Raw genomic sequence first — 23886 nt, 5'->3', positions numbered from 1 at the left:
CTATTCCCTCAGCGCCGAGCGGAAGCGCCACAGTTCGGTCAGCCGGTAGCCGGTATAGCGCCCCAGCAACAGGGTCGCGGCCAGCACCACCAGCAGCAGTTCGGGAAATACGAAAACCAGGTGGCCGAGCAGGCTGCTGCTCATCACCAGGTAACCCAGGGACGCGACCAGCAGACTACCCACCCCTTGCTGCAAGGCCTCCCAGGGCCCCGACTCTTCCCACACCAGCGACATGCGCTCGACCGTCATGGCGAGGATGACCATAGGGAACAAGGCCACCGACACGCCGCGGTCCACGCCCAGCTTGTGGCTCAGCAGGCTGACCGTAGCCATCAGCATGATGACGATGATCAACACCGCCGCCAGACGCGGCACCAGCAGCAGCTTGAGGTATTCCAGGTAGAAGCGGATCATCAAGCCCAGCGCCACCACCAGACTGAATAAGGCCAGCCCCCACCAGATCTTGGTCTCGCGGAAGGCCAGTGCGATCAGTATGGGCATGAAGGTGCCGAAACTCTTGAATCCGACCACGTTGCGCAGCAGCACGATCAGGAAAGCGCCGAGAGGCACCAGCAACAGCACGCGATAGACATTCTGCGTCTGCACCGGCAGGCCGAACAGAGAAAACTCCATCAGCCGGGAGCCCATCTGGCGCGCGCGCTGTTCGGCGACCGAGGTCATCTCCTGGGCGTGCCGGGTGACCGAATACTCGGCGTTGCCGAACCGCCCCCCCGATACGCTCAGCACCGGCCCGGTGCCCACGTGCCAAACCACCGCGTCATGGGGCAGGCCCAGCTCGGCGGTCTGCGGATTCACCGCCTGCCAGGCATGGCCGTCATGGATCTCCAGCCAGGGCGTGAGCTCGCCGTGTTTCACCCCGTCGCGCAACTGCAGGACGTGGAGCAGGCGGGCCGGGATGTTCGCGCCAGCCAGGACGTAAATCTGCCGTTTGGCCCACTCGGAAGGCGATTGTATGTCTTGCCGCAACAGGCTGACATTGGCGTCGGCGACCCCGGAATTCAAGCGCAGCAGGATCTCGCGCCCGAACGAGAGCGGGTCGGCGGACTTGCTGCGCGCCTCCTCGATCACGGCAGTGACCGCCGGACGCAGCAATTCGGGATAATCCGGCGTTTCCAGCTTGATCGGATAGGCCTCGGCCGGCGGAGGCGGGGTCGACGGATCCTTGGCGAGATGCAGGCGGTAATAAAGCACCTGGTAGCCGTTGGCGGATCGCGCGGCCCACTGCGCCGAGCGCCTTACGCCGTCGTCCTCGGTGGTCAGGCCGTAGCTGCTGGATACGAAGTTCTCGTCCACCACCGTGTAGCCGGCGGGTTGTCTGGGGATGAAGAACTGGACTTTGACCGGTACGTCCTTGCGCGCCTTGAATTCGATCCTCGCCTCCAAGGTCCATACATCCGCCTGTTCGGTCGGCAGCAGGGGCAAACCGAGGCGTGTCACCTTGTAATAACACAAGCCCACGCCGATCAATACCAGCAGCAGGGCGAGTATCTTCAGATGCAGATTTTTCAAGCCGATGCCCCGCGCTGTCTGCGGCGATACTTGGCGATCAAGGCTTGGCCGCCCCGGCCCGATTCACGCAGGGGTCGTCTTCGCCGCGGAACAGAAAGGTCGACGAGGCATCGACCAGCGCCACGTCTTTGAGGAAGCTGCGCCCCAGCAACACGGGATAATTGAATTTGCTGCGATCGACCAGATTGAACTCGGACGTGTAGTCCCTGCCGTTCTTGCAAACGGTCAGGGTCACGACGTCGCGCTTGGACACTTCGCGCTGGTGACTCTTGATGTAGGCGGTACGGACCAAGGGGCGCTCGATGACGATGGGTTTTTCGTGATCGTCGTCCAGATCCCTCACGGTAAAACGCACCCAAGGCTCGCCCTCCCGGCTGAAACGTTCGATCCGGTCCGAATGCAGCGACGAAGTCTGCGCTCCCGTGTCGAGCTTGGCGGTCAGACGCGTGTTCCAGGGTTTGAGGTAAACGGATTCCAGCCAGCCCATGACGACTTTCTCCCGCAACCGGTTACCCGCTTCTTCGCCGGCCCAGGATCGGCTGACCAGAAAAAATGCGGAACAGAGCAGGATGGCGATGCGCGGCATAGGTGGAGCGAGGGATTTGAAAAAACGGCGTGCATTCTATCAGGAAACCGTCCGAACGCCCCAGGTCTCGGGATCACCCCCCACGACATCAAAGGAAACGCGACCCCAGCACGCTCACCCATACGATGGCCGCCAGCACCAGCGAGGTCAATACCGCCGCCGAACCGATATCCTTGGCCCGGCCGGACAGTTCGTGGCGATCGAAGCTGATGCGGTCGACCACCACCTCGATGCCGGTATTGAGCAACTCGACGATCAGGACCAGCAGCACGCTGCCCAGCAGCAGCGCCTTCTCGATGCCGCTGCCCCCCAGCCATAAGGCCAAAGGCGCTGCGACGATCAACAGATAGACCTCCTGCCGGAACGCTTCCTCGTTTTCCCAAGTGGCGCGAAAGCCCTTGATGGAGTTGAAAAACGCTGCGTTGATGCGGGCCCAGCCCGTCAAATTCTGACCTGCCATAAATTCCGTCGATAAAGGGGTTAAACGGTGTGACGCGTCGCCCGGGACCAAACCTCGTCGATCCAGGACTGGTCGATGCGCAGATCACCGGCACTCAGCCAATCTACCACAGCCTGCGCCACGTCGGGGTAGTCCACCCGGATGGCCTGGCTCTGCTCCAGCCAGGTCGTGATCGTGGCCGCGTCCAGCGACTGCATCACCTGGCCGAGTTGCAACACGTCTAGGGCCAGCGCATTGGAAAGCTGCTCCATCTGTCCCCTGAGCGGCTTGACCAGCAGTTTCTTACCTGCGAGCAAGGCCTCGCTGGGAAGCTCGAAACCCGCATTGCAGATGACACCCGCGGCCTCGGCGAAATCCTGGAAGAATCCCGCCCTGGATAACTGCCGCACATGGATATGGTCCGCTTTTTCGTGCCGCGCGTGCGGCAGGTGCGGGCTGTAGACATAGAAGCGGTAATGGCGGTAACGCTTCAACAGGTGTATGACCTGGTTCACGTCTTCGAAAGGCAGATACACGACGATCTTGTCCCGCTGCACGGGGGTCGCGGCCGGCGACTCGATCAGCGGCGGCAGGATGGCACGATGAAAATGGTGCCAGTGCAGCCCCAAGCCCACCGATACCGGCGCGAACCAGCGCAGCACCTGCTCGCCGAAGAAATCGGCCCCGGCCTTGGGGATGTCGTAATCGAACGCGTACTGGTGGCCGATGCCCACGCAGGGGATGCCTTGCAGGCGGGCGGCCCAAGCGGTGACGGGCTCGAAATCGCTGACCACCACGTCGTAACCGCCCAAGTCCAAGGCGCGGACATCGCGTACGAAAGTACCGAGGCGGTTGTTGCGTGCGGTTTTCAGATATTGAATGCGTCCCGCCCGTGTGGCGAAAGTCAAACCCGCCCGCCACTCGAAATCGCCGAACGCCTCCATCTCGAACAGATGTTCCCAGGGGCGTCCCGTGAACATCCAGGTAATCTCCGCGCCCGCCGCCTTGAACTTGGGCGCCAGCGCCCGGGCGCGGGTGATGTGACCGTTGCCGGTCGCCTGCACCCCGAAAAAGACTCTCACGCGATCAATATCTCCAGGCTCAACATCGCCACGGCCGCCCCCATCAAGGCGCCGATCAGGGTATCGGTGGGAAAATGCACGCCCAAGACCACGCGGGCCATGCCGATCAGCCCCGCCCATACGAGTAGCGGCGGCAGCAAAACAGGATGGAAATAACCCAGCAGGGTGGCAACCAGAAAAGCCGCCGAGGTATGCCCGGAGGGAAAGCTGAATCGGTCGGAAGGCGTGACAAAGCTCTTGATGTTCAGCGCCGCCGGTGGCCGGTCCCGCTTGAATCCGTTCTTGATGACGAAATAAAGCGGGCGCTCCAAAGCAAAACCCAACACGAGGCAAGCCAACAAGGCATAGTCGTCGGGCCGCCCGGCCCACGCGAGCAGCAGTGCCAGCGTCAAATACAAATAGCCATCGCCCGACCGTGACACCCAGCGCGCGCAGCGAACCTGGAGTTTCTGCGTCTTGCGCCGCATGACCCAGCTGAACAGGGTCACATCGTAGCCGTGTATCGTCTGCATCAATTTCATGGCACACCTCCACCGCAAGCGTTACGATGCCTACGGTAGTTGCGGCGGATGACGAAGCGATGAAAGTTACATGACGAAGCGATGACAGGCACGAATGGCCTGCGGTCCTGATGCTGTTACCGTAACGAGGTGCGCACGTCGGAGCACCCGCCGCCCCAGATTTTCAACCGACTGCCGACGAGCGCGAAATCCGGCTCCAGAAGCGCTGGGCAATATTTCACCGTTGGTCAGTAAACGACCGTATAGACGCGAGTCCATGGAGGGACTAAAAGAATCCCATGCAATGCCTGCCGGTCGAAGTCAGTCCGGCTCCTATCAGTAGGAGCACCCAAGATGAAACGCGTCGACTCTAGCTTGAAGCCGAGTCTGGATGACTCCTCTGCAGTAACCGGCACCGAACCGGCAAGGCCCGCGCCTCATAGCCCGGCGACGCCCGCCGGGGACGACCGCTACCTTGTGCGAAGGTGGAAAACCCGCATCTACCGCTGGCTCTCGGTTTTCGCTCCGCACCGACGGGAAGCCATCGCCGAGCGCTACTTCCGCCGCAAAGATGCCCCCGGCCCTGCGGCCGAGCATGTCTACCAATACCTGATCGGCTCGACCAAACCGGGAAACCGGAAACGCCAGGAAGCCGCCGACGCCATCGGCGCCGATCATTTTTACCGCAGGCAATACCGGCAATATCTGAACACCGCCATGGGCGCATACGCCATGACGGCCACCCAGGTCATCATCGGTAGCGGTGGGGAAGCGCAAGGACATGGACGACAGCGTCACCGACGCACCTTTGCCGCGGTGGTGGAGCAGACCGGCAGTGCCAAGCCCATCGCAGTCATCGATGCCGCGACGGTCGTCGTTCCGCTCTTCCTGCCCTACCCCAAGCGGGCCGGCGAGTTGACCGCGGTACAACGCTGGCTGAATAGAAAAGGGGCAATGCCGGACTATTACCGCGGCCTGAGCGAAGGTGAGCCGGTGTCCTGCCGCTATCCGGCAGTCGACGCCCGCCGTCGGGGCGCCGCCGGTGCCCTGATCGAAACGGTGGAAGCCGCGTTGCACAACGACAGGCTGGCCCTGCTCGCACTCCACCCCATGGACCCGGACGCCATGGGCTTGCATATCACCCTGTTCGGCGTCGTCCCGCTGGAAGCGAGTCAAATCGAGCGAGAATACGGCCTGCCGCCTTCGGTATTACAGGCACACCGCAATGCCGCGCGGGACACGGGAAGCTTGCTGCGGTTTTTCGTAGGCGGCACGGAAGAAACCTACACGCAATGCTCGCAAAATCTGTTCGTCAAGCGTCCGGGAGGGACGTCCGACGAAAGGCCCTCCCCTTCTGACGCATGGAATCCGATGATGCCGCTGGAACAGCTATTGGCGGATCAGTTCGAATCCTTCCAGGTAACGGTGTCCGCCACCGGCCTGCCGGGAACCTCACCGCGCAACGGCGATCGGGGCAAAATCGCTTTCGTCGAACGACGCGGCAAAACCGTGTTCGTACTCGTCCCATACCATCCCGGCAACATGGTCCATGCGCACACGGCCAAACTCTGGAGTAACCCCTATGCCAGCCTGGTCGTCTCCGACGATCACCATGCGCTCAGCCGGGTAACGCTGTCCGGCCCCTGCAGCGCCTGGAGCCACCCCACGGTCCAGCGCAAATTCCCAGCCACCGCGGCGCGGACCGCAGATCGGACCGGAGCGAAAGGCAAGTCGTCACACGAGCCCGCGTACTGGTTCGTGCTCGAACTGGCGCGCTTGATCCAGCAGACGGAACCCATCAGAGCGCACCGCCTCTACGAAGCGCGCCCGCCCGACAGCATCAGTGCGGGCGGTCGAGCTCAGCACGGCAAAAAACCGGACTATTTCGGCGCAGAGTCCGTGCCTCCTTACGACCAGGCACTGCAGCATCGCCGGGTGGCGGGCGGGCGCCCCCTCGATCCGACAGGGCTTTCGCACCGCCGCTGGATAGAAGCCGTGGAGGCCGATCTGGCCCGGCGGCAGAAGCACCTGAGCGAGATTGTTGCGGAGGAGACGGCGCCGCTCGAACCGAACCTGGACCCGGGTCGGCTCAGCGATTTCGCTTGATCCGCAGAGACTCGATCCCCAGAACCGCCAGCAGCGCGAAGAAAAAAATCCGGCTCAACTGAGACGAAATGGACGTGCCGGCGAACCGTCCTGCTTTCCCTTCCGTCGCATCCGGCCACCCAAAAGACAGGGCCTCAAGGGACAGCGCCGTGCCGAGGCCACCCGACACCCCGGAGCGTTCCGCCAGAGGAGAAGCGCCAGCACCCGAACAGGACATCGAAGCCGCTTCGTGCGACCCGGCGGCGTAGTGGAAAAATGCCGGCGATGACACCGCTTCGAAAGGTGGCGCATCGGCGCTTTTCGACTGACCCATTGCCGGGGTATCCCGGGCGTGCAGAAACTCTATATTGGGACTATTCAGGATATTCCGTGGCAGATCGCCCATTCCCACTTCGTAAGCGTATTCGCAGCCCCCTACGGCAGGGCCTGCTGGCCACAATCCGCCCCCGGCATCGGCCATCAGCTTCGCTTCCGCATGGAGTTCTCCAGACTCCCGCGCGGCGGGCATTGCCACCGTGACATTGCAAAGCAGCATCCATACAACCGCCACCGCACCCATGTGTTCCTTCAGCGCCTCGGTTCCATGCCGGCGGATGACGCCCGGCGCACGTCGCCGACGGTCGCCGTTCATGTCCTGTCTTGCCCGGCATCGATTTTGACGGCAGCCGAAGACCCGCCGTGCTTCACCAGTGTTTCGGGCACTCGAATTTCATACTTGTCCAATAGTCTGTACAGCGTCGCTCTCGAAATACCCAAGTTACGCGCGGCCTGAGACATCGACTTCGATTTTCCACCGAGCATTTCCACAATCGCCTGCTTTTCCGCTGTAGCCTTCGCGGCGGCAAGTTCCGAAGGGCAGCCATTGCCATACGCGCTGCACTTCTCAAGACGCAAATCCTCAGCACTGATCAGAGCGTTTTCCGACATGACCAGCGCCTGCCTGACCCGGTTGATCAGTTCCCTAACGTTCCCCGGCCAATGGTGCCGATATAAGGCGTCTATAGCCTCGCGCGAAAATCCGCGTACGCGCGCACTTCTCTCATCCGCATACCGCTCGAAAAAAGCGCGTGCGAGCCCTTCTATATCCTCACCCCGCTCTCGCAAAGCCGGCACCGAAATATGAATGACATTCAAGCGGTGGTAGAGGTCTTCCCTGAATCGGCCTTCCGAAACCGCCTTTTCCAGATCCACATGGGTCGCGGCGATCACCCTGACGTCGCAAGTGATGGATTTACTGCCTCCCACTCTTTCTATGGTTTTTTCCTGCAGAAAACGCAGAAGATTAATCTGCGCCTCCAAGGGCAAATCGCCGATCTCATCCAGGAATATCGTGCCGCCGCTCGCCTGCTCTATCTTCCCTATCCTACATTTGAACGCTCCAGTAAAGGCGCCCTTTTCATAGCCGAACAATTCCGACTGTATGAGATTGGCAGGTATCGCTCCGCAATTAACTGCGACGAAATTACCCGCTTTGCGGCGCGATTGCCGATGTATCGACTGCGCCACGAGCTCCTTCCCTGTTCCGCTTTCCCCACCGATAAGAATGGGGGCTTCCACCGCCTTGATTTTGTATAAGTCCTTGAACAGCTTTTGCATCACGGGACTACTGCCGATAATCCCGTCCACCTTGTTGCATCCATAACCGTTCTCGGCGGCGGTCTGACGAAGAAATGCCATACCCGAAGCATGCCCGAGCGTATTTGCCAAAATGGACGAATCGATGGGGCGGGTTTGGAAATCATAGAAATACTCCACTATCAGATGACGAATGCTCGGATCCGTCACCGCCGCCGGTGCCACTGAAGCAATCCATTCGCAGTAGGGGAAACGACCTCGAAGCAGTTCCCACTGCGCCCTAACCTCGCTATCGAGGAGAATTTCTATATCGAGCAAGCCGACAGAGAAATTCTGCTCCTGCATAGCTTCGCCCGCTTCAAGAATAGTTTCGCAGCACGTCCCAAGCCATCCTTGTGAATCAAGCTCCTGACGTAGGAAAGAGCAATCTACTAACGCGGAATGAAGATAGATGAGCGCCCTTTTTTTCGGTACTTCACACTTTTCCGCAGCCAATACCTCAACAGGAACCTTAGCGCCGGACTTTATACTACTTTGGCACTCAACTAATAAATCGCTTGAACTTGCTTGCTTTAGCGCCATCATCTCACAGCCCCCTCCTCACAAACCCAATTAGTATCCTCCATTCCATTTATGCAAACCGCGAACACTCATGCGCAGCAGCTTACAAACCGCTTCCTAGGAAAAGAAACAACCTACCGCCGAAACACGGCTCCAAAAAATGAACGAGTAACCTCGGAATATTCCGGCTTTTTCGGCACAACTCAAGTTTGCCGAAATAAAGAGCCGACGGTCACATAACTTGATTTTGAAATGGAAACGACTCTATCCGCCCGCCTTGGCAAACTACCGGCCTTTGCGGAAAAAACAAAAGAACACCGTCATGATGTTTCAACGGCATCGCTACTTTTCACATAAATCCGTCATGCGATCCGCAAGCGAACAACCAAGCAAGCAGGAATACCAAGAGCAATGAACGTGCCCATCGATGTAAGAATTTTTTTTTCAGAAAATTCAATACATTGAAATTTCGACCCAGTTTTTCCCATGGCGCCTGTAAAAAAAACCGACACACGAATTTCTCACATTGGTTCGTTAAGAGCCCCTTTGTTGATTATTATGAAATGATGCGCCGTCAATGCAATTACTTACACCATACACCGATAGACAAATCAATATTAAATAACCCTCTAATACTATAATATTACCCAACTCTTATTATTAATGGCTGCGTTTTTTAAAAGCCAGCCTGAACGCTCACAACGAGCCGTTACACAATGTAAAAAAAGCTGACACCCCGGATCGGCCTATCAATGTGTTGACAGCCGATTGGACACGAAGAATGAATCAAAGACCGCCGACCACACAAAGCCAGCGCCTAAAGAAGTAGGGGACGCGAGAGGGATTGTTACTGATTTTGACCAGGAAAAACGACGCCTTCGATCCGGCCATTGAATAGCATACACACCGCTGGAGCATCTATGCCGTCGATGAGCGCGTTTTTGTATGGAAAATAGCGGCCGGAAATGGCACTGAAAATAGGTGGGTATGGACCGCAGGACTAGCACGCGGACCGGGAATCGAGAAAACTATAGAGCACCGCGTCAAACATGCATGACCATCGGACTCCAACGATCCTGAAAACGTCAAAACAATCAATAACCAGCGCCACGTCACGCGGATTTCATATCCTGCGCGGTTTTTAAACAAACTCCCATGCCCCGCAGGACATTCGACGCATTATTTCGATATACTTACTTGCGTTGCCAGGTCGTTTCCCGGAACATAGGTATAATCGTCGCGACTAACATCAACGACCGTGAACGTGAGAGTTCCCCCACCCTCACCCAAGGGCGGCGACAAAATCGCCGCAAGCCCCGATGCATTGGTTACTACGGAGCCTTCTCCTTCGACTATGCCACTCCATTTTCCCTTGACTGTCGCGTTGCTGATAATTTGCCTATTTCCATTAACTACGCCTACGATGACCCAAACCCTGTCGGCGCTTCCTAAAGGGCTTAGCGCTAATTGGCCAATTTGCAGAGTCATTGCCGGATCTCCGGCCACAACATTGATCTTTACCGATTTCGTTCCCGTAAGACCGGATTTGCCAGTTACTTTAAGGTTAGCCTCATAGGTGCCTGCGTTTTTATAGGTATGAACCGGATTACGGATATCCGACGCCATTGTTCCATCACCGAAATCCCAGAAATAACTCACTATATCTGGGGCATCCACAGAACCATCACTCGAAAAACTGACGGCTAGAGGGGCCACTCCCGCTTGTGGATTGCCCGTAGCCCGCGCGACCGGTGGAACTTCGGTGTAACGAATGTAGCTTCCGCCGAGTCTATATTGCCCGATACTTCCGTAATACGGATAGCCCGGGTCAGATCCGCTCGCCTGCTTGCCGACACCCGTTACTTTAAGATAGTAGGTTCCCGATGGTAATAATTCCGAAATGTGCGCATCGAGGGATCCTGCTGGGTTTGAGGACACCAAAAGCTCCCCCGATGAATTATAGAGTTCAGCCAGTATATCCAGGTTGGGACCGTGACGCGCAGGAGAGATGTGAAGCTCAACCGATCCTGCCGATGACGCAAACACAAAATAATCGACGTCGCCACGCCGTTCGATTACTCCGGCTTGCTCCACCGCGACCTGCCCGGCACTATCAGCCTGCCCCGTTAGAAGGCTGGCTTTTTCCACAGTATCTCCGATATCATCAGGTCGTAATTTCGCACCGTGGCTCTGAATTATACTGATGTCATCTTCTTTATTATTGGCATCCGGATACTCTCCACGACTCCATTGTACGAGGTTCTTGAAATATCCGACGCCCATGATAGAAGCCCATCCCGTCGCACCGCCCCCGTGTCCTCGGTAGTACTGGGAAGTCGACGTGCCGTCATGGGATAGACCGAGACTATGTCCGATTTCATGGGAAACCGAATCGGCCACGAACTTTTCGTTACCGGTACCCAGTCGGTCGTAAAAAATCCAGGATGGCTTATATTTGGGATTTAGCAGATCGAAGACACCCAGGAAGGATACGCCACCACATACACAATTTAAGACATCTTTCGTGATCAATGCGCGCGTACCATAAGCCTGATCTTCCGCATCTACTCGCAGCAGATTGGCCTCCGCCGGTTCTTCGGTGGTGATGTCGACATCGAAAGACGAATAGTCTTCCGCCACTCGCTGCCAGACGCGCTGTATCCATTCCTGCTCCTTTTCGTCGAATACGGTCGGATCGCCGTTCAAGTCGAACGGAGGTGCGTCGATTGCCGCTTTTCCATAAGCGGTGTTCCAAGCGGTTCCAATAACCAAATGGCCTGTAAAATCCAGGTAAACGAGCTTTTTCGAGCCGGGTCGGCTATGTAAATGAAAAGTCTTCGATAAATCGAATACAACGGGATTATCAACAGGAAACGGTCCGGCCTGCTCGCTCGACGCATAACTGATAGCGGGAGGCGTTTCCGCAAAGAATAATCGGCCGCTGGCGTCAAGCCATGCCGTGACGTCGGTCTCCAATATATTCCTAAATCGTTCGGGCGCCATGCCATGAACCGCAGCGATTCGGGGCAACAAACCACCCAAAATCCGAACAGCTTGCTTTCCCCGGACTTTCCCCTTGATATTTAGCGACGGCCACGTAGCTTGGACCGTTTGAGCGTCAAGACCAGACGCGGCACCCGCCATCAATGGCGAAAATAAGGGGTTAAGCCCCTTGCCGGACCCGTTTTTTCCAGAAACGTATACTGATTCGATGTCATGGTTGCGGCCAATTTTCATGACATAGTTATATCCGCGGAGTTCCCGAAGCAAATCGTCGTCTCCGGCCGGCTGATAGGCGCCGGCCCGAGCCGGCGTTATAGAGTGCCAACCAAGGCTTATTTCTTGAACTCCGTCACCGGCGTCCGCCTGTGCGCTTTGCCATATTATATTCCCCAGGAAAAGGCCCCACATAAAACGCCTGCCGCTGGCCGCAGGATGTATTAAGGCAAATGGCGTTTTCATCTTTTTCCTGCTTTATTTATTTTAATGAACGCAGAATAACGATCATATGAACCGACCGCTGCATTTTGACACGCGCCGATACCAGGACCGGCTTAAACGGAACTTCTCCACACCAATATGCTAATATGCACGCCCCAACCTTGGGGGCAGATTTAAGATCAATTACGGTATTTTTTTTAAAGTTCAGAAATCGAATTGATACCCAGGGTATGGCGTATCTGTTGATATCGTCAGCGTTCCGCTCTGGTAAAAGTAGTCAGGATTATTATAATCATGAGTATCGATAACGATACGACACGACGTTGGCCCAACAAGACGATCTTTGACAAATACGGTTCGCCCCTGAACCGAGTTATCGCGCACGCTTTTTGATCTTTGCCAATATTTTTGTACCGGATAACCTATCTTCGAGAAAGACTGCAAGCCCCAGTCGATGACATAGGGCAACCCGCTTATTTCGTCCACGGCCTGGTAATAGTCCTCAATAAGCTTTCCCGAATAAGCATTGGGCAGGCCGCTTGCGTTTATTACGCTCACGGAAGTATCCATGGCCATGATCGTTCCTTGTGAGTTGAACGATACCTTGGCCGTGTAACTTGAAAACACTACCTTCTTGAACGATCCTGATCCGCTTTGATTTACCGCAATTCGCTGCCCCCTAAACGTGTTTGGTGGATCGAGATCGGCCATGAGGGTAAATGTCGAGGCGGGAGAGTCCACGACCACAAAGCTATAATCCGGTTTGTGGACGGAACCGTCGCTAAAAACAAATACGTCATAGACACCCACAGAAAGCGAACAGCTCGTTTCCATGATGCGAGCCGCCGCTATCTGCATAGCAGCTTCAAGCAATGCGTAGGCTGCGCGTTCGGCTGTATAGAGATTGGTAACTACGAACGGAGCAGCGGGACCAGCAGAATAAATATCCGGCGGGCCCGGGGGCTCGGCTGCTAAAGCTGAGCCGAGTAAACCGCTAAGCACGTATGTAGCGACAAATTTGGCATTCATATTCATCCCATCTCATGCCTAGTTTATGATCTACAAGCTCCACCTGTTGCTCGGGTTATTTCAAAGTTACCAAGTCGACCTACCCGATACCCTTATTGGCCCGCCATTAATTGGCGAATAATAAACAGCCCCCGAGCCGCGGCTGAAGCTTATAGCCTCCTTAATAAGCAAACATCCATGAGTTATAGCCGGCCACTCCCCACGACTACTTGATAGTGTATTATCATGGTAACCCTGTCCATGCGGTAAAAATGCGCGCCTAGCGATAAACCAGGCGCGCTCATTTACTCGCATTAGACGTAACTATGCGGTATTTTCGGTTGCCTCAATCGTCCAACGGATTCCAATCTACAGGCGCCGCAGGAGCGACTCTTTGAACCACCAGGTAGCCGGATTGCGAGAAATAGTCCGGTTCGTTGAAGCCCGTGGTTCTTACCTGGATGCGGCATGAGGTCGCACCAACTAGCCGGTCTTTGACGAAGATCGTGAAGCCGTCCACGCCATTCCAGCGTTGGCTAATAGACCGCTGCCAGTACTTGTTGACCGGATATCCCAATTTCGAGAGAGACTGCAAGCCCCAATCGTAGATGTGGTAGTCACTCGGCCAAGAAGCGTCTCGGTAGAAGTCCTTGATTACCTTGCCTGAATAGGCATCCAAAATACCATTGATGCTTTGCTGCTGCAGGCTGGCCGTGCCATCCAAAATGGTATTGATACTGTTATAAGCGAGATCGGCATGATAACTGGCCACGGCTTTCCCTTTCAGGGTACCCGCGCCGACCTGATTGACAGCGATCTTTTCGCCCCGGAAGTTCACATAACCACCCGGATTCGCTTGTACGGTGAAGGAACCTATCCCTCCGGGAGACTCCACCGTAACCGTATTGGAAGCCGGGCTGCCCTTTTGACCATTGGCGAAAATGGTTAGCGGAAAAGAGCCCGCGCTGTCATCGCAACCCAGAGCATGAATCCGGGCTTCTGCTATCTGCTGAACGGCCTCCAGCAGACTATATGCCGACCGTTCCGACGCCGTTAGGTCGGTTACGGCTACCTGGGGCGAGGTGGGGCCTCCCGCATACAATCCCGGCGCATCGGGAGGCACGGCACTCACCGCGGCAGTCGCGAACCCGGCCAGTAGCGTCGTTGTTACGCTGGTCACCGTTAATTTAGCGCTCATAGTAATACTCCTTAACATTTGGGTTTTATGAATCACTCAATGCCCTTTATATAGAATTGCACTGAGTATTGAGCGTTCCGCTCAATTCGTTCTTCGGCATTCCGGGTGGCACAGAACAATACCTAAATTCCTGGAAGCCAATAACTCGATAGCCTTTATTGGTAACTAAGCTTTTGCCCTGCCCCTAGCGACAAACAATGCCGCTAGCCCCGATCCAAGCAGCCACACTGCCGCAGGTATGGGAACCGGCGCTTCTAGCGTTGGCGTTCCTTCTATGCGCAACATTAATGGCGAAGGACTGCTAGTGACGTCGAAATTGGTCAAATGAACGGCAATTTCACCTTCGAGAACGCCACTTGTTCTTCCGAACCATTCCAGGTATCCGGCTGAGGGCGACAACTTGGCCCAGTAAGTCGTGGCGGGGGCAAGGAATATATCGGCGGCCGGCGCAAATGTGTTGTGTCCGTTTTGGAGGGCCGCGAGGGGAGACAGCGTTCCGACCAATGTTGATCCGAGCTGTCCCGGATTTCCGTTATATATGGCCAGGGTTGCAATGGCCCCGCCATTAGGAAGATTCAGATTGAGTGTTATATCCCCCAAATCCCATCCATGGTTGCCGGTATTGAAGCCGTGTGCCACCCATTCGCTCTTGCCGTCGCCGCCCAACACGCCGACGGCCAAAGCTTCATCCTCTGCGCTGCCTAGGCTGTCATATAATGTATTGGCATCTGACGATACGGAATAAAAAACCGCCAACGCCAATAGCCATGAAAACTTCTTATATATGTTATTCATCTCGACATGCTCCTAATTAGTCATATCTCTAAATACCGGGGCCGGCGGCAGGCTTTTCTGGAATACCCGCGCCGCCATAAAACGCTTTGGATATGCCACCACAAGTACGTTTTCTTCATTGGGCATTCGATTGAATGTCTCGGAGAGACATCGCCCTGAATTACTACGGAAGCGTTTTCTGTTCGCCGATACCGACGCAATGCGTATGCCATACACCTATGGTCATGATATGAAAGGGAAAAAATTAGCGTACCTTGCAGCGCCGCAAAACAAGGTGTTCCAGAAGTGAGACAGGTATATCTTGCTGGGCAAGAAAAACCCGATATAACAATTAGTTGTGGACGATTTTCGGGTTGTAACAGATATGCGACAGCCGCGAGGCTTATTCCTTACCCACGGTTGTCATATCGGTGCGTGGTGCTGGCGCACCTTCAAGAGACCGGGCAACGGCCATAGCAGATTGGTGCAAAGCGCCCAGCCGTTGCCTGCCGCGTTTGGCTAGATTTTGGAGTGACGACGACAGCATCCGGGCGGAAACACCTGGCCATGACGCCTGGGGCCTTTTGTGAGGGGGAGGTCAAAGCAGAAGGTTCGTTGCTACATCGTAATTCGACCCGCCGGCTTGGAGATCGCCTCAGCCGGCCGCCAACTTAGGCTCTGTCGCGCCGGAGGCGGCTTGGGAGAGGGCGAAGCGGATCAATTAGACGGGGGAGTGCTGGCCGATTCGTCCACGGCGGCCATTGCGGCCGTATATTCGCGCGGCGTAAATCAGAAACGAACCGGAGCCGCCGTAGCCGCGACGTAACCGGCATTTACGGATATCGACGGGATGTTGCTCGGCGGCGCATGCCGGTTCGCAACGGAGAGGCGCGGTGATGATATTCGCGATGTGTTAGCCCCCCGCCACGCAGGACAAGCCCGCCCCTCAGGACGAACGCGGATAGCGGTCAAGGCACATGCCACCGTCTCGAAAGCGAAAAGCACGGCGGCCTCAGGTCGAAGACCGGCCGCCCGAATGACGCTGCCACCAGGCGGTGGGTCGAATGACGGTTCGGGAGATAGGCGCCAGATGGCTTTCGAACTGGCCAGCGCAGTTTTCCCAGGAATAGTTCATGGCGTAGGCGCGGCAATCTTCCGGCCTCAGATCCAGCGCGGCCAGGGCGGCTTTGCACAGGTCGTCGTGAAGGCGACCCACCTTGTCGCTGAGTATCACATCGACCGGCCCCTGCACCGGCAGCGCGGCCACCGGGACGCCGCAAGCCAGGGCCTCCAGCATCACCAGGCCGAAAGTGTCGGTCTTGCTGGGGAAAACGAAAACATCGGCCGCCGCGATTTCTTCCGCCAACTCCTGGCCGAATCGGTAACCGACGAAACGAACGGCCGGGTATTTGGATTCCAGTTCCGCCCGCTGCGGGCCATCGCCGACCACGACCTTGCGGCCCGGTAGATCCAGGGACAGGAAAGCGTCGATATTTTTTTCAATGGCGACGCGACCGGCGTAAAGAAAAACCGGCTCCTGCCTGTCCGGTTTGGCCAGCGGCTTGAACAAGGCCGTATCGACCCCCCGCGACCACAGGACCGGGTTCTTGAAGCCCCGCCCTTTCAGCTCTTCGATCAAGGCCGGGGTCGCGGTCATCGTGCGCTCGGCACCGTTGTGGAACCAACGCAAAAGCCGGTAAATCCAGCCCACCGGTATGCCGCTACGCACGTTGACGTATTCGGCGAAGCGCGTATGGAACGACGTCGTAAAGGGAAAGCCGCGCGAGCGGCAATAGCCGCGCGCCGCAAGCCCCAAAGGCCCCTCGGTGGCGATGTGGACGGCATCCGGCTGGAATTCGTCGAGCATACGGTGCAGCTTGCGCCCGCAGCCCAACGCGAGGCGAATCTCCTGGTAACCGGGGCATGGCCAGTTGCGGAAGCGGTCTGGCGTGAACAGCTCGACGATATGTCCGCGCGCTTTTAGCTGCTCGCAGTTCCGCGTCAGCGTGGTGACGACACCGTTAACTTGTGGGCGCCAGGCGTCCGTTATCAGGGCAATTTTCAAGCGTGTGTTCCTCCAGTAATCGAGCGCTTTCTTCCACCCAACGGATGACAGTCAGCTCGCCGGCGGAGCTCTCGGCGAGCGCCGTGCAGCTTTCCACCCAATCGCCGGTGTTGCAGTAAGTGATGCCGTTGTCCAGGGTATGCATGGCGGCGTGATGGATGTGGCCGCAGACCACCCCGTCCAGTTTCTCTTCCTCGGCGGCGTGCATGAGCGCCTTTTCGAAATCGAAGATGAAGCTGACGGCGTTTTTGACCTTGTGTTTGATGTAGGCCGACATGGACCAATAGGGGAATCCGAGCAGACGGCGGCCATGGTTGAACCAGCGATTGACCACCAGCAGCAGGTCATATGCCTCGCTGCCCAGGACCGCCAGCCAGCGGCTAGAGCACACCACCCCGTCGAATTCGTCGCCGTGCAATACGAGGAGGTGGCGCCCGTCGGCGGTTCGATGGATTGCACGCTCGCGGATTTCGACGCCGTTGAAGGTGGTGCCGATATAACCGCGGAAGATCTCGTCGTGATTGCCGGGGATGTAGATGACCTCGGTGCCGCGCGCAGCCTTTTCGAGGACCGCACGTACGATCTCGTTGTGCCGGGCGGGCCAGTAAAACCCGTTCTTCAGCTTCCAGAAATCGACGATGTCGCCGACCAGGTAGAGCCGCTCGCAGTCGTTGTGGCGCAGGAAGTCGAGCAGATATTCATCCTTACAGCCGCGCGTGCCGAGATGCACGTCGGAGATCCAGAGGGTCCGGTGATGGAGTGTCATGGGGCTACCCCGGGCACAAGCTAATACCGCGGGTTAGCGTAAGCAGGCTTTGTTACAGTCGGGTAACGCGGGGGTAACGATTGCATGACACGACCCCTTCCCTATAGCGCCCGCCGCTTGGAGCGCTTGCGCGCTCGGGATCCTGGGAAATTTGGCGCGGCTTATGGAGGGACGAGACGGGCCGCGCAGAACCGGCTACCATAAAGCCGCACGTAGTAAGCTGATTTTAAAACGACTTTTCGCTTCATCCATCTACTACGCGCGCCCCCCACTCCATTGGCCTGTCCATCAGTGTCTCTTTGAAATATGGCATCGTTCCCAACCCTGAGCCCCGCCTCATGAAAGCATGGTCATGGCTTTCGAGTTCGCTCAGGCGCAATTTGTGGGGCCTTGCCTTGGGCCTGACGACGGCGTTGCTGGGGCTGACCCCTCACGCCATCCTGCTGGAAGAGTCGCTGGGACTGGATCTGCTATTCGCTTTGCGAGGTGCGAGAACGCCCCCGGAACAGGTTGCGACCCTGGCGATCGACCGGGCATCCGCTTTGGACTTGCAGGCACCCGACGATCCCGGCCAGTGGCCCCGCGAGCTCCATGCGGAAGCGTTGCGGCGGCTAAAAGCGGCGGGTGCGGAAATCGCCGTGTTCGATATCGTCTTCGGTGAGCCGCGCGATGCCCAGGACGCCGTGCTGGCCCGGGCGATGAACGAGACCGGTATCTCCGTGCTGGCCACCTTGCTCAAGCTCAAGCATGTGCAGGGGGACGCTTATGCGGAAATTCAGGAGTCCCCGGCCCCGACACTGGGCGCAGCCGCTCTGGGTACGGGGCCCTTCCTGCTGGCTCAGGGCCCCGAAACGATCCGCTTCCTGCCCTGGCACGGGGAGCGCGAAGATCAGCCCACGTTGCCCCTGTTGGCCGTGCAGCATTACCTGCGGCACGCCGAAACGGGCTCGGCGCGGAGTGCGGCCCAAGAGGGTTGGAGTGACGTCCTTTCCAACCGGGGACCTCGCTTTTTCGATCACTACGGCCCCGCCGGCTCCATCCGGCGGCTGTCCTATTCGCGCCTGCTGAGAGCCGAAGCCGGCGAATTGCCCGATTTGCGCGGCAAGGTGGTGGTGGTGGGTTATGCGGAGGATTTTCAGCCCGAAACCAGCCTGCAGTTTTCGCCCTTTTCATGGGTCAGTTCATTGGAACTGACCGCAACGGCGATCGCGAACCTGCTGGAGAATCGCGCCCCGCGCCCCTTGCTGGGCACCGGCGGTCAGGCCGCTTTTCTGTTCGTCCTGGGCGTTGCGCTGGGAGTTTTGGCGCGGCGCGCGCGCATGTCGCGCTGCGTTCTGGTCGTCACCCTGTCCGTCGCGGCGTACACCGGCCTCGCGGGCGTGCTTTTCGGACTTGAAGGGCTGATCCTTCCGCTGATATTGCCGCTACTCTGGCTTACGCCGCTGACGCTGCTCGGCGGCCTGATCGGCAATTACCGGCGCCGAACCCGCGAGCATCGTCAAATCCATGCCGCCATACGCCGATTCATTCCCGTGGAAGTGGCGAGCCGCCTGATCCATCCGGAAGGCCGGCAGGACTGGGACGGACGGCTTTGTTACGGAATCTGTCTGGCCAGCGACGCCGGCCAATATACCGCGCTGGCGGAGAGGACCGAACCCATGGCGCTGGGCCAGCTGATGAACGCCTATTACGCCCGCTTGTTTCCGCTGGTCACAGCCCACGGCGGCCGCGTTTCCGACGTGCAGGGCGATGCCATGATGGCGCTCTGGATCGGCGCGGAAGACGATGTCGAATTGCACCGCAGCGCTCTCAGCGCGGCCCTGGCGATGCAGAACGTCATCGAAGATTTCGAACGGGAGCACGGCATTCATCTTCCGCTGCGCATAGGATTGAACTGCGGACCGATGCGGGTCGGGTTTGTCGGCGCACACGAACACGGGGAATACCGGGCCGTGGGCGATACGGTCAATACGGCCGCCCGCCTGGAGGCCTTGAACAAAGTGCTCGGTACTCGCGTGCTGGCCTCCGACTGGTTGTTGTATGCCTGTGGGGACCATCCGTCCCGATCCCTGGGACGATTTCTTCTGGCCGGCAAGACGCAACCGGTGGCGGTTCGCGAGGTGCTGCCGTCTGCCGTGGAACTGGGCACCCTGGACAACGGCCCGGAATTTGCCCAGGCCTTGACGCTATTCCAGGACGAACTCTGGGAGGAAGCCTGGACCGCCTTCGACGCGCTCGCGGACCGCTTCCCCGCGGACGGGCCGGTGCGATTTTTTCGCGATGCGGCCCGTGCGCGCGTTCTCAATCCCCAAGCCGAATCCATCGTCCGCATCGACAAGCCGTTGATACTGCAGCACAAGTCGATTTGAGCGATTGTCTCCGCAATACCCGCGACCCTAAAATGGCCACTCTCGCCCGGGAGCATCCGATGCGCTGGAAACAGCAACAAAGTCCTGCCACCAAACCGCGCCGCTTGATAAGCCCATATTTATCACTCGTTTCCCTGCTGGTTCCCGCCTTTGCGCTATCGGCGCCTTGCGAACACCCGGTCGCCCGCTTGGTGGCCTTTCAGGGCGAGGCAGAGGAACAAGCCGTGGGTACCGACCGCTGGACCAAATCCGCGCCGGAGCGATCTTTTTGCGCCGGCGACCGCATCCGCACCGGCGAACACAGCCGCGCCACCCTGGAGCTCGCCAACAAGACCTACCTCTCGCTGGAACAGCGGACCACCATCGTATTTTCCGGCCTCAAGCCGCACGAACCGTCCTGGCTCGATCTGGTGAAAGGCGCCATCTATCTGCGCAGCCGTACCCCCAGCAGCCTGGATATCCGCACGCCTTTCATCAACGCCGCGATCAAGGGAACCGAATTCCTGGTGGAAAGCGATGACCAGCAGGGCCAAGTCAGCGTGCTCGAAGGCCGCATCGAGGCCTCCAACCCGCGGGGCAGCGTGCTATTGACAGCCGGGCAGAGCGCCATCGGCCGCATCGGTGCGGCACCGCAGCGCAAGATACTGCTGACCCCACGCGACGCCGTACACTGGGCCTTGTATTACCCGCCCGTATTGGATACGGCCGAACTGCGCCGTCTCTCACCCGCCGCCGCCCATTTTTACGAGGACGGAGACACCGCCGCCGCGCTGGCCGCACTGGGTGCATCCGACGCATCGACAATCGCCAGATCCGCCCTGTTGCTGGAAGTCGGCCGGGCCGACGAGGCGAGCGCGCTGCTCGATACCTTGCCCATGGGGAGTCCGCACCGCGACGCGGCGCTGCCTCTGCAATCGGTCATCGCGCTGGCCCGCAACGACAAAACCCATGCGCGCACCCTGGCCGAGCAGGCCACGGTCCGCCTCCCACGCTCACCGGCCGCCTGGACCGCCTTGTCCTACGTGGAACAGTCCGAATTCCGCCTCGAACAAGCGCTGGATAGCGCCCACAAGGCCAGCGAACTGACGCCCGAAAACGCCCGTGCGTTGGCCCGGCAGGCCGAATTGACGGCCGCCTTGGGCCGGGCCTCCGAGGCTAGGCAGTTGACCGAACGGGCGGTGAGCTTCAACCCGCACCTGGCCCGCGCCTGGGTGCTGCGCGGATTGGCGCAATTGAACGAAGGCGACATCGCTCAGGCCGAAGCCACCCTCCAGGAAGCCGCGCGCCTGGACTCGGCCGATCCACTCGCTCATTTCGGGCTGGGGTTGGCGAAAATACGCCGGGGCCGACTCGATGACGGTACGGCGGAGTTGGAAATCGCCGCCAGCCTCGATCCGAACGACGCGCTCAGCCGCAGCTATCTGGGCAAGGCCTATTTCGAACAGAAAAACGCCAAGGTCGCCGCGACGGAACTCGAAATCGCCAAACAACTGGATCCGCTCGATCCGACCCCCTGGTTCTACGACGCCATCCGCAAGCAGACCGTGAACCGGCCGGTGGAAGCCTTGCAGGACATGCAGCAGGCGACCCGACTCAACGGCAATCGCGCCGTCTATCGTTCCAAACAACTGCTGGACAGCGATCTCGCCGCCCGCAGCGCGGCACAAGGCCGCATCTACAACGACCTGGGCTTCGGCCAGCGCGCCCTGGTGGAAGGCTGGAAATCGGTGAACGCCGATCCCGGCGACTATTCCGCACACCGCCTGCTGGCGGACAATTACGCCAACCTGCCCAACCACGAACTGGCCCGGGTCAGCGAACTGCTGCAGTCCCAGTTGCTGCAGCCTCTCAACGTGACGCCCTTACAACCCCATCTGGCGGAACGCAATCTGGCGATTGCTCCGGGTTCCGGTCCTTCGCAGAGCAGCTTCAACGAATTCAATCCGATGTTTCTGCGCAACGGCTTCAATCTGCAAACGTCCGGCGTGGTGGGCAGCAACGACACTTACGGCGACGAAGTGGTGCATTCCGGGTTGTGGAACAACTTCTCCTACAGCCTGGGCCAGTTCCACCACGAGACCGACGGCTTCCGCCCAAACAACCGGGTCAGCCAGGACATCTACAATGCCTTCTTTCAGGGGAACCTGACGCCTGATTTGAACGTCCAGGCCGAATACCGCCACCGTGGCATCAGCCACGGCGACCTGCTTTACAAGTTCGACTTGTTCGACTCGGCCAACAACAGGCTCGATCCTTTGTATAGCCGCAAGCTGGAAAGCGATACTTACCGTGTCGGAGCGCGTTACACGCTTACGCCGCAGTCGCAATTCATCGCTTCCGGCATCTATCGTTCGGAGAACGAAGCCTTGGAGGCATCCTCTTACTTACCGCCCCCCACGGCTCCGACAGTTCAGTTCAATTCGCCGAACCGCGGCTACATGGTCGAAGGCCAGTATCTCTTCAGTAGCCATTATCTCGATTTGAATGTCGGCGGCGGCTATCACGAAAACCGGACGCATAGCGATGCCACGCCGCTGGACTTCTTCGGTTTTCCCATCGATCTTTCCCGCCCGGCGGCGACGGTCAGCCAGGGAACCGCTTACGTTTATTCCCATATTCATGCGCCGCAGCAAGTAACCTGGACCCTGGGCGGCAGCCTCAACACCTACGACGACAAGCAGTTCGCCCAGCGGTTCAATCTGCTCAACCCGAAAGTCGGCGTGAGCTGGGACATCACCCCCTCGACCACCCTGAGGGCCGCGGCCTTCCGCACCCTCAAGCGTTCCCTGCTAACCGACCAGACCATAGAACCCACCCAGATCGCCGGGTTCAACCAGTTGTTCGACGACCTGAGCGGCACCAAGGCCTGGCGTTACGGGGTGGGACTGGACCAGAAATTCGGCGCCGGCCTGTTCGGCGGCGTGGAAGTGTCCCGCAGGGACAGAGCGGCGCTGCTGAACAATCCCGACGACCCCGGCTACCGCTACGTGCCGGACCGGGAAACCCTCTACCGAGCCTATGCGAGCTGGGCGCCCTCGGCGGAACTGGCCCTGAACCTGGCCTACCGGCTCGAGGTCTTCGACCGGCACAACATGAGCTTTCCTAACGAACCCGACACTCGCACCCACTCCGCGCCCCTGACAGTCAACTATTTCCACCCCGCCGGCTGGCTGGCCCATCTGACCACGACTTACGTCAACCAGACCGCCCGGGTGAACGGGACCTTCCTCGTCCCGGCGGTAGACGGCAAACCCGAACTTCACGACGAATTCGTGCTGCTGGATGCGGGGCTGGGCTACCGCCTGCCCGGACGCCACGGTATGCTCCGGTTCGACGTGAACAACCTGCTCGGCCAGAAATTCTCTTATTTCGGCCCAGCCTACCGCACGGGCCACGAAGAAAGGCCTCTTTTCTATCCGGAAAGAACCTTCACGGCCCGCTTCACCCTCGCGTTTTAACCACAACCTCTGGAGAGAGAGCATGACCCCAAGAACCAAGTCCCCACGCGCCACCCTGTTCGGCGGCCTGCTGTTCGGCACCTTGTTGGCCCTGGGCGGCTGCGCTGCCACCCCCGAAGCGCCCGCCCCCACGGTGCAGGCCCCCAAAGCGGCCTCGGCGCTCTCCTGCCCGTCGAACCAGTGCTTGCACGGCGTCAAGGTGAACAACCAGTGTACCTACTACTGCGGCACCTGCCCGGCGACTCCCTGCAATTAACATCCCCGTAGTTGAAGAATTGAGAGCAGCCTACAGCCCGATCCAACCCCGAAAATCGATAGAGTTTCAAGCCAACCGAAACAAGCGGCGGGCAGGCTGGGCCGCTGCAACCGGCGACCGCCCTTTCCTGCCCCGTAGGCCAATGCTCTCACGGCGTCAAGGTGAACGGCCA

General features: G+C 58.5%; 17 protein-coding genes. 4 read left to right on the top strand and 13 right to left on the bottom strand.

Going from position 1 to position 23886, the window contains the following annotated elements; genetic code table 11:
- The 5 genes from JWZ97_RS16920 to JWZ97_RS16900 all read right to left on the bottom strand — a co-directional run bounded on the left by JWZ97_RS16920 (window position 1) and on the right by JWZ97_RS16900 (window position 4158).
- Window positions 1–1530, bottom strand: a complete 1530-nt coding sequence (locus JWZ97_RS16920; protein WP_205431548.1) for an inactive transglutaminase family protein — start codon at window positions 1528–1530, stop codon at window positions 1–3.
- Window positions 1531–1567: 37 nt separating this feature from the next.
- Window positions 1568–2116, bottom strand: coding sequence for an ATP-dependent zinc protease (locus tag JWZ97_RS16915; RefSeq protein ID WP_371822528.1), 549 nt, complete (start codon window positions 2114–2116; stop codon window positions 1568–1570).
- An 88-nt stretch (window positions 2117–2204) separates the two neighbouring features.
- Window positions 2205–2576 carry a diacylglycerol kinase gene (locus JWZ97_RS16910; RefSeq protein ID WP_205431546.1) on the bottom strand — a complete coding sequence of 124 codons (372 nt, stop codon included), beginning with the start codon at window positions 2574–2576 and terminating at the stop codon, window positions 2205–2207.
- Window positions 2577–2596: 20 nt separating this feature from the next.
- Window positions 2597–3637 (bottom strand): MJ1255/VC2487 family glycosyltransferase, encoded by a 1041-nt coding sequence (locus tag JWZ97_RS16905; RefSeq protein ID WP_205431544.1) that lies wholly within the window; start codon window positions 3635–3637, stop codon window positions 2597–2599.
- Window positions 3634–4158: a phosphatase PAP2 family protein gene (locus JWZ97_RS16900; RefSeq protein WP_205431542.1), complete on the bottom strand. Its 525-nt coding sequence runs from the start codon at window positions 4156–4158 to the stop codon at window positions 3634–3636. The genes JWZ97_RS16905 and JWZ97_RS16900 overlap by 4 nt, the downstream gene beginning before the upstream one ends.
- Window positions 4159–4491: 333 nt before the next feature.
- On the opposite strand from JWZ97_RS16900, the gene JWZ97_RS16895 reads away from it, so the two are divergent.
- On the top strand, window positions 4492–6243 hold the full coding sequence (locus JWZ97_RS16895; protein WP_205431540.1) for a hypothetical protein: 1752 nt from the start codon (window positions 4492–4494) through the stop codon (window positions 6241–6243).
- On the opposite strand, the gene JWZ97_RS16890 is transcribed toward JWZ97_RS16895, so the two are convergent.
- From JWZ97_RS16890 to JWZ97_RS16855, 8 genes are all read right to left on the bottom strand, one after another.
- Window positions 6227–6874, bottom strand: coding sequence for a hypothetical protein (locus JWZ97_RS16890; protein WP_205431538.1), 648 nt, complete (start codon window positions 6872–6874; stop codon window positions 6227–6229). The genes JWZ97_RS16895 and JWZ97_RS16890 overlap by 17 nt on opposite strands.
- Window positions 6871–8403, bottom strand: a complete 1533-nt coding sequence (locus JWZ97_RS16885; protein ID WP_205431537.1) for a sigma-54 dependent transcriptional regulator — start codon at window positions 8401–8403, stop codon at window positions 6871–6873. Before JWZ97_RS16885 ends, JWZ97_RS16890 begins: the two co-directional genes overlap by 4 nt.
- A gap of 1155 nt (window positions 8404–9558) precedes the next feature.
- Window positions 9559–11841, bottom strand: a complete 2283-nt coding sequence (locus tag JWZ97_RS16880) for a PKD domain-containing protein (RefSeq protein WP_205431536.1) — start codon at window positions 11839–11841, stop codon at window positions 9559–9561.
- A 183-nt stretch (window positions 11842–12024) separates the two neighbouring features.
- Window positions 12025–12855 (bottom strand): hypothetical protein, encoded by an 831-nt coding sequence (locus JWZ97_RS16875; protein WP_205431528.1) that lies wholly within the window; start codon window positions 12853–12855, stop codon window positions 12025–12027.
- 319 nt (window positions 12856–13174) lie between these two features.
- Complete coding sequence (locus JWZ97_RS16870; RefSeq protein ID WP_205431526.1) at window positions 13175–14026, bottom strand: hypothetical protein; 852 nt, start codon at window positions 14024–14026, stop codon at window positions 13175–13177.
- A gap of 165 nt (window positions 14027–14191) precedes the next feature.
- Window positions 14192–14821 carry a VPLPA-CTERM sorting domain-containing protein gene (locus JWZ97_RS16865; protein WP_205431524.1) on the bottom strand — a complete coding sequence of 210 codons (630 nt, stop codon included), beginning with the start codon at window positions 14819–14821 and terminating at the stop codon, window positions 14192–14194.
- Between the two features lie 991 nt (window positions 14822–15812).
- Window positions 15813–16865 carry a glycosyltransferase family 1 protein gene (locus tag JWZ97_RS16860; protein ID WP_205431522.1) on the bottom strand — a complete coding sequence of 351 codons (1053 nt, stop codon included), beginning with the start codon at window positions 16863–16865 and terminating at the stop codon, window positions 15813–15815.
- Window positions 16822–17631, bottom strand: a complete 810-nt coding sequence (locus tag JWZ97_RS16855; protein ID WP_205431520.1) for a UDP-2,3-diacylglucosamine diphosphatase — start codon at window positions 17629–17631, stop codon at window positions 16822–16824. The genes JWZ97_RS16860 and JWZ97_RS16855 overlap by 44 nt, the downstream gene beginning before the upstream one ends.
- Window positions 17632–17969: 338 nt before the next feature.
- Between JWZ97_RS16855 and JWZ97_RS16850 the strand changes: the two genes are divergently transcribed.
- The 3 genes from JWZ97_RS16850 to JWZ97_RS16840 are packed head-to-tail and all read left to right on the top strand — an operon-like array spanning window position 17970 to window position 23714.
- Window positions 17970–20000: a CHASE2 domain-containing protein gene (locus tag JWZ97_RS16850; RefSeq protein ID WP_205431519.1), complete on the top strand. Its 2031-nt coding sequence runs from the start codon at window positions 17970–17972 to the stop codon at window positions 19998–20000.
- Between the two features lie 32 nt (window positions 20001–20032).
- Entirely contained in the window at window positions 20033–23458 is a 3426-nt protein-coding gene (locus JWZ97_RS16845; protein WP_205431517.1) for a FecR domain-containing protein, read from the top strand.
- A 22-nt stretch (window positions 23459–23480) separates the two neighbouring features.
- Window positions 23481–23714 (top strand): hypothetical protein, encoded by a 234-nt coding sequence (locus JWZ97_RS16840; protein ID WP_205431515.1) that lies wholly within the window; start codon window positions 23481–23483, stop codon window positions 23712–23714.
- Window positions 23715–23886 lie beyond the last annotated feature (172 nt).

Source organism: Methylococcus sp. EFPC2 (assembly GCF_016925495.1).
In the GTDB taxonomy this organism is placed as follows: Bacteria; Pseudomonadota; Gammaproteobacteria; order Methylococcales; family Methylococcaceae; genus EFPC2.
This window is presented reverse-complemented; position numbering and strand designations above follow the sequence as displayed.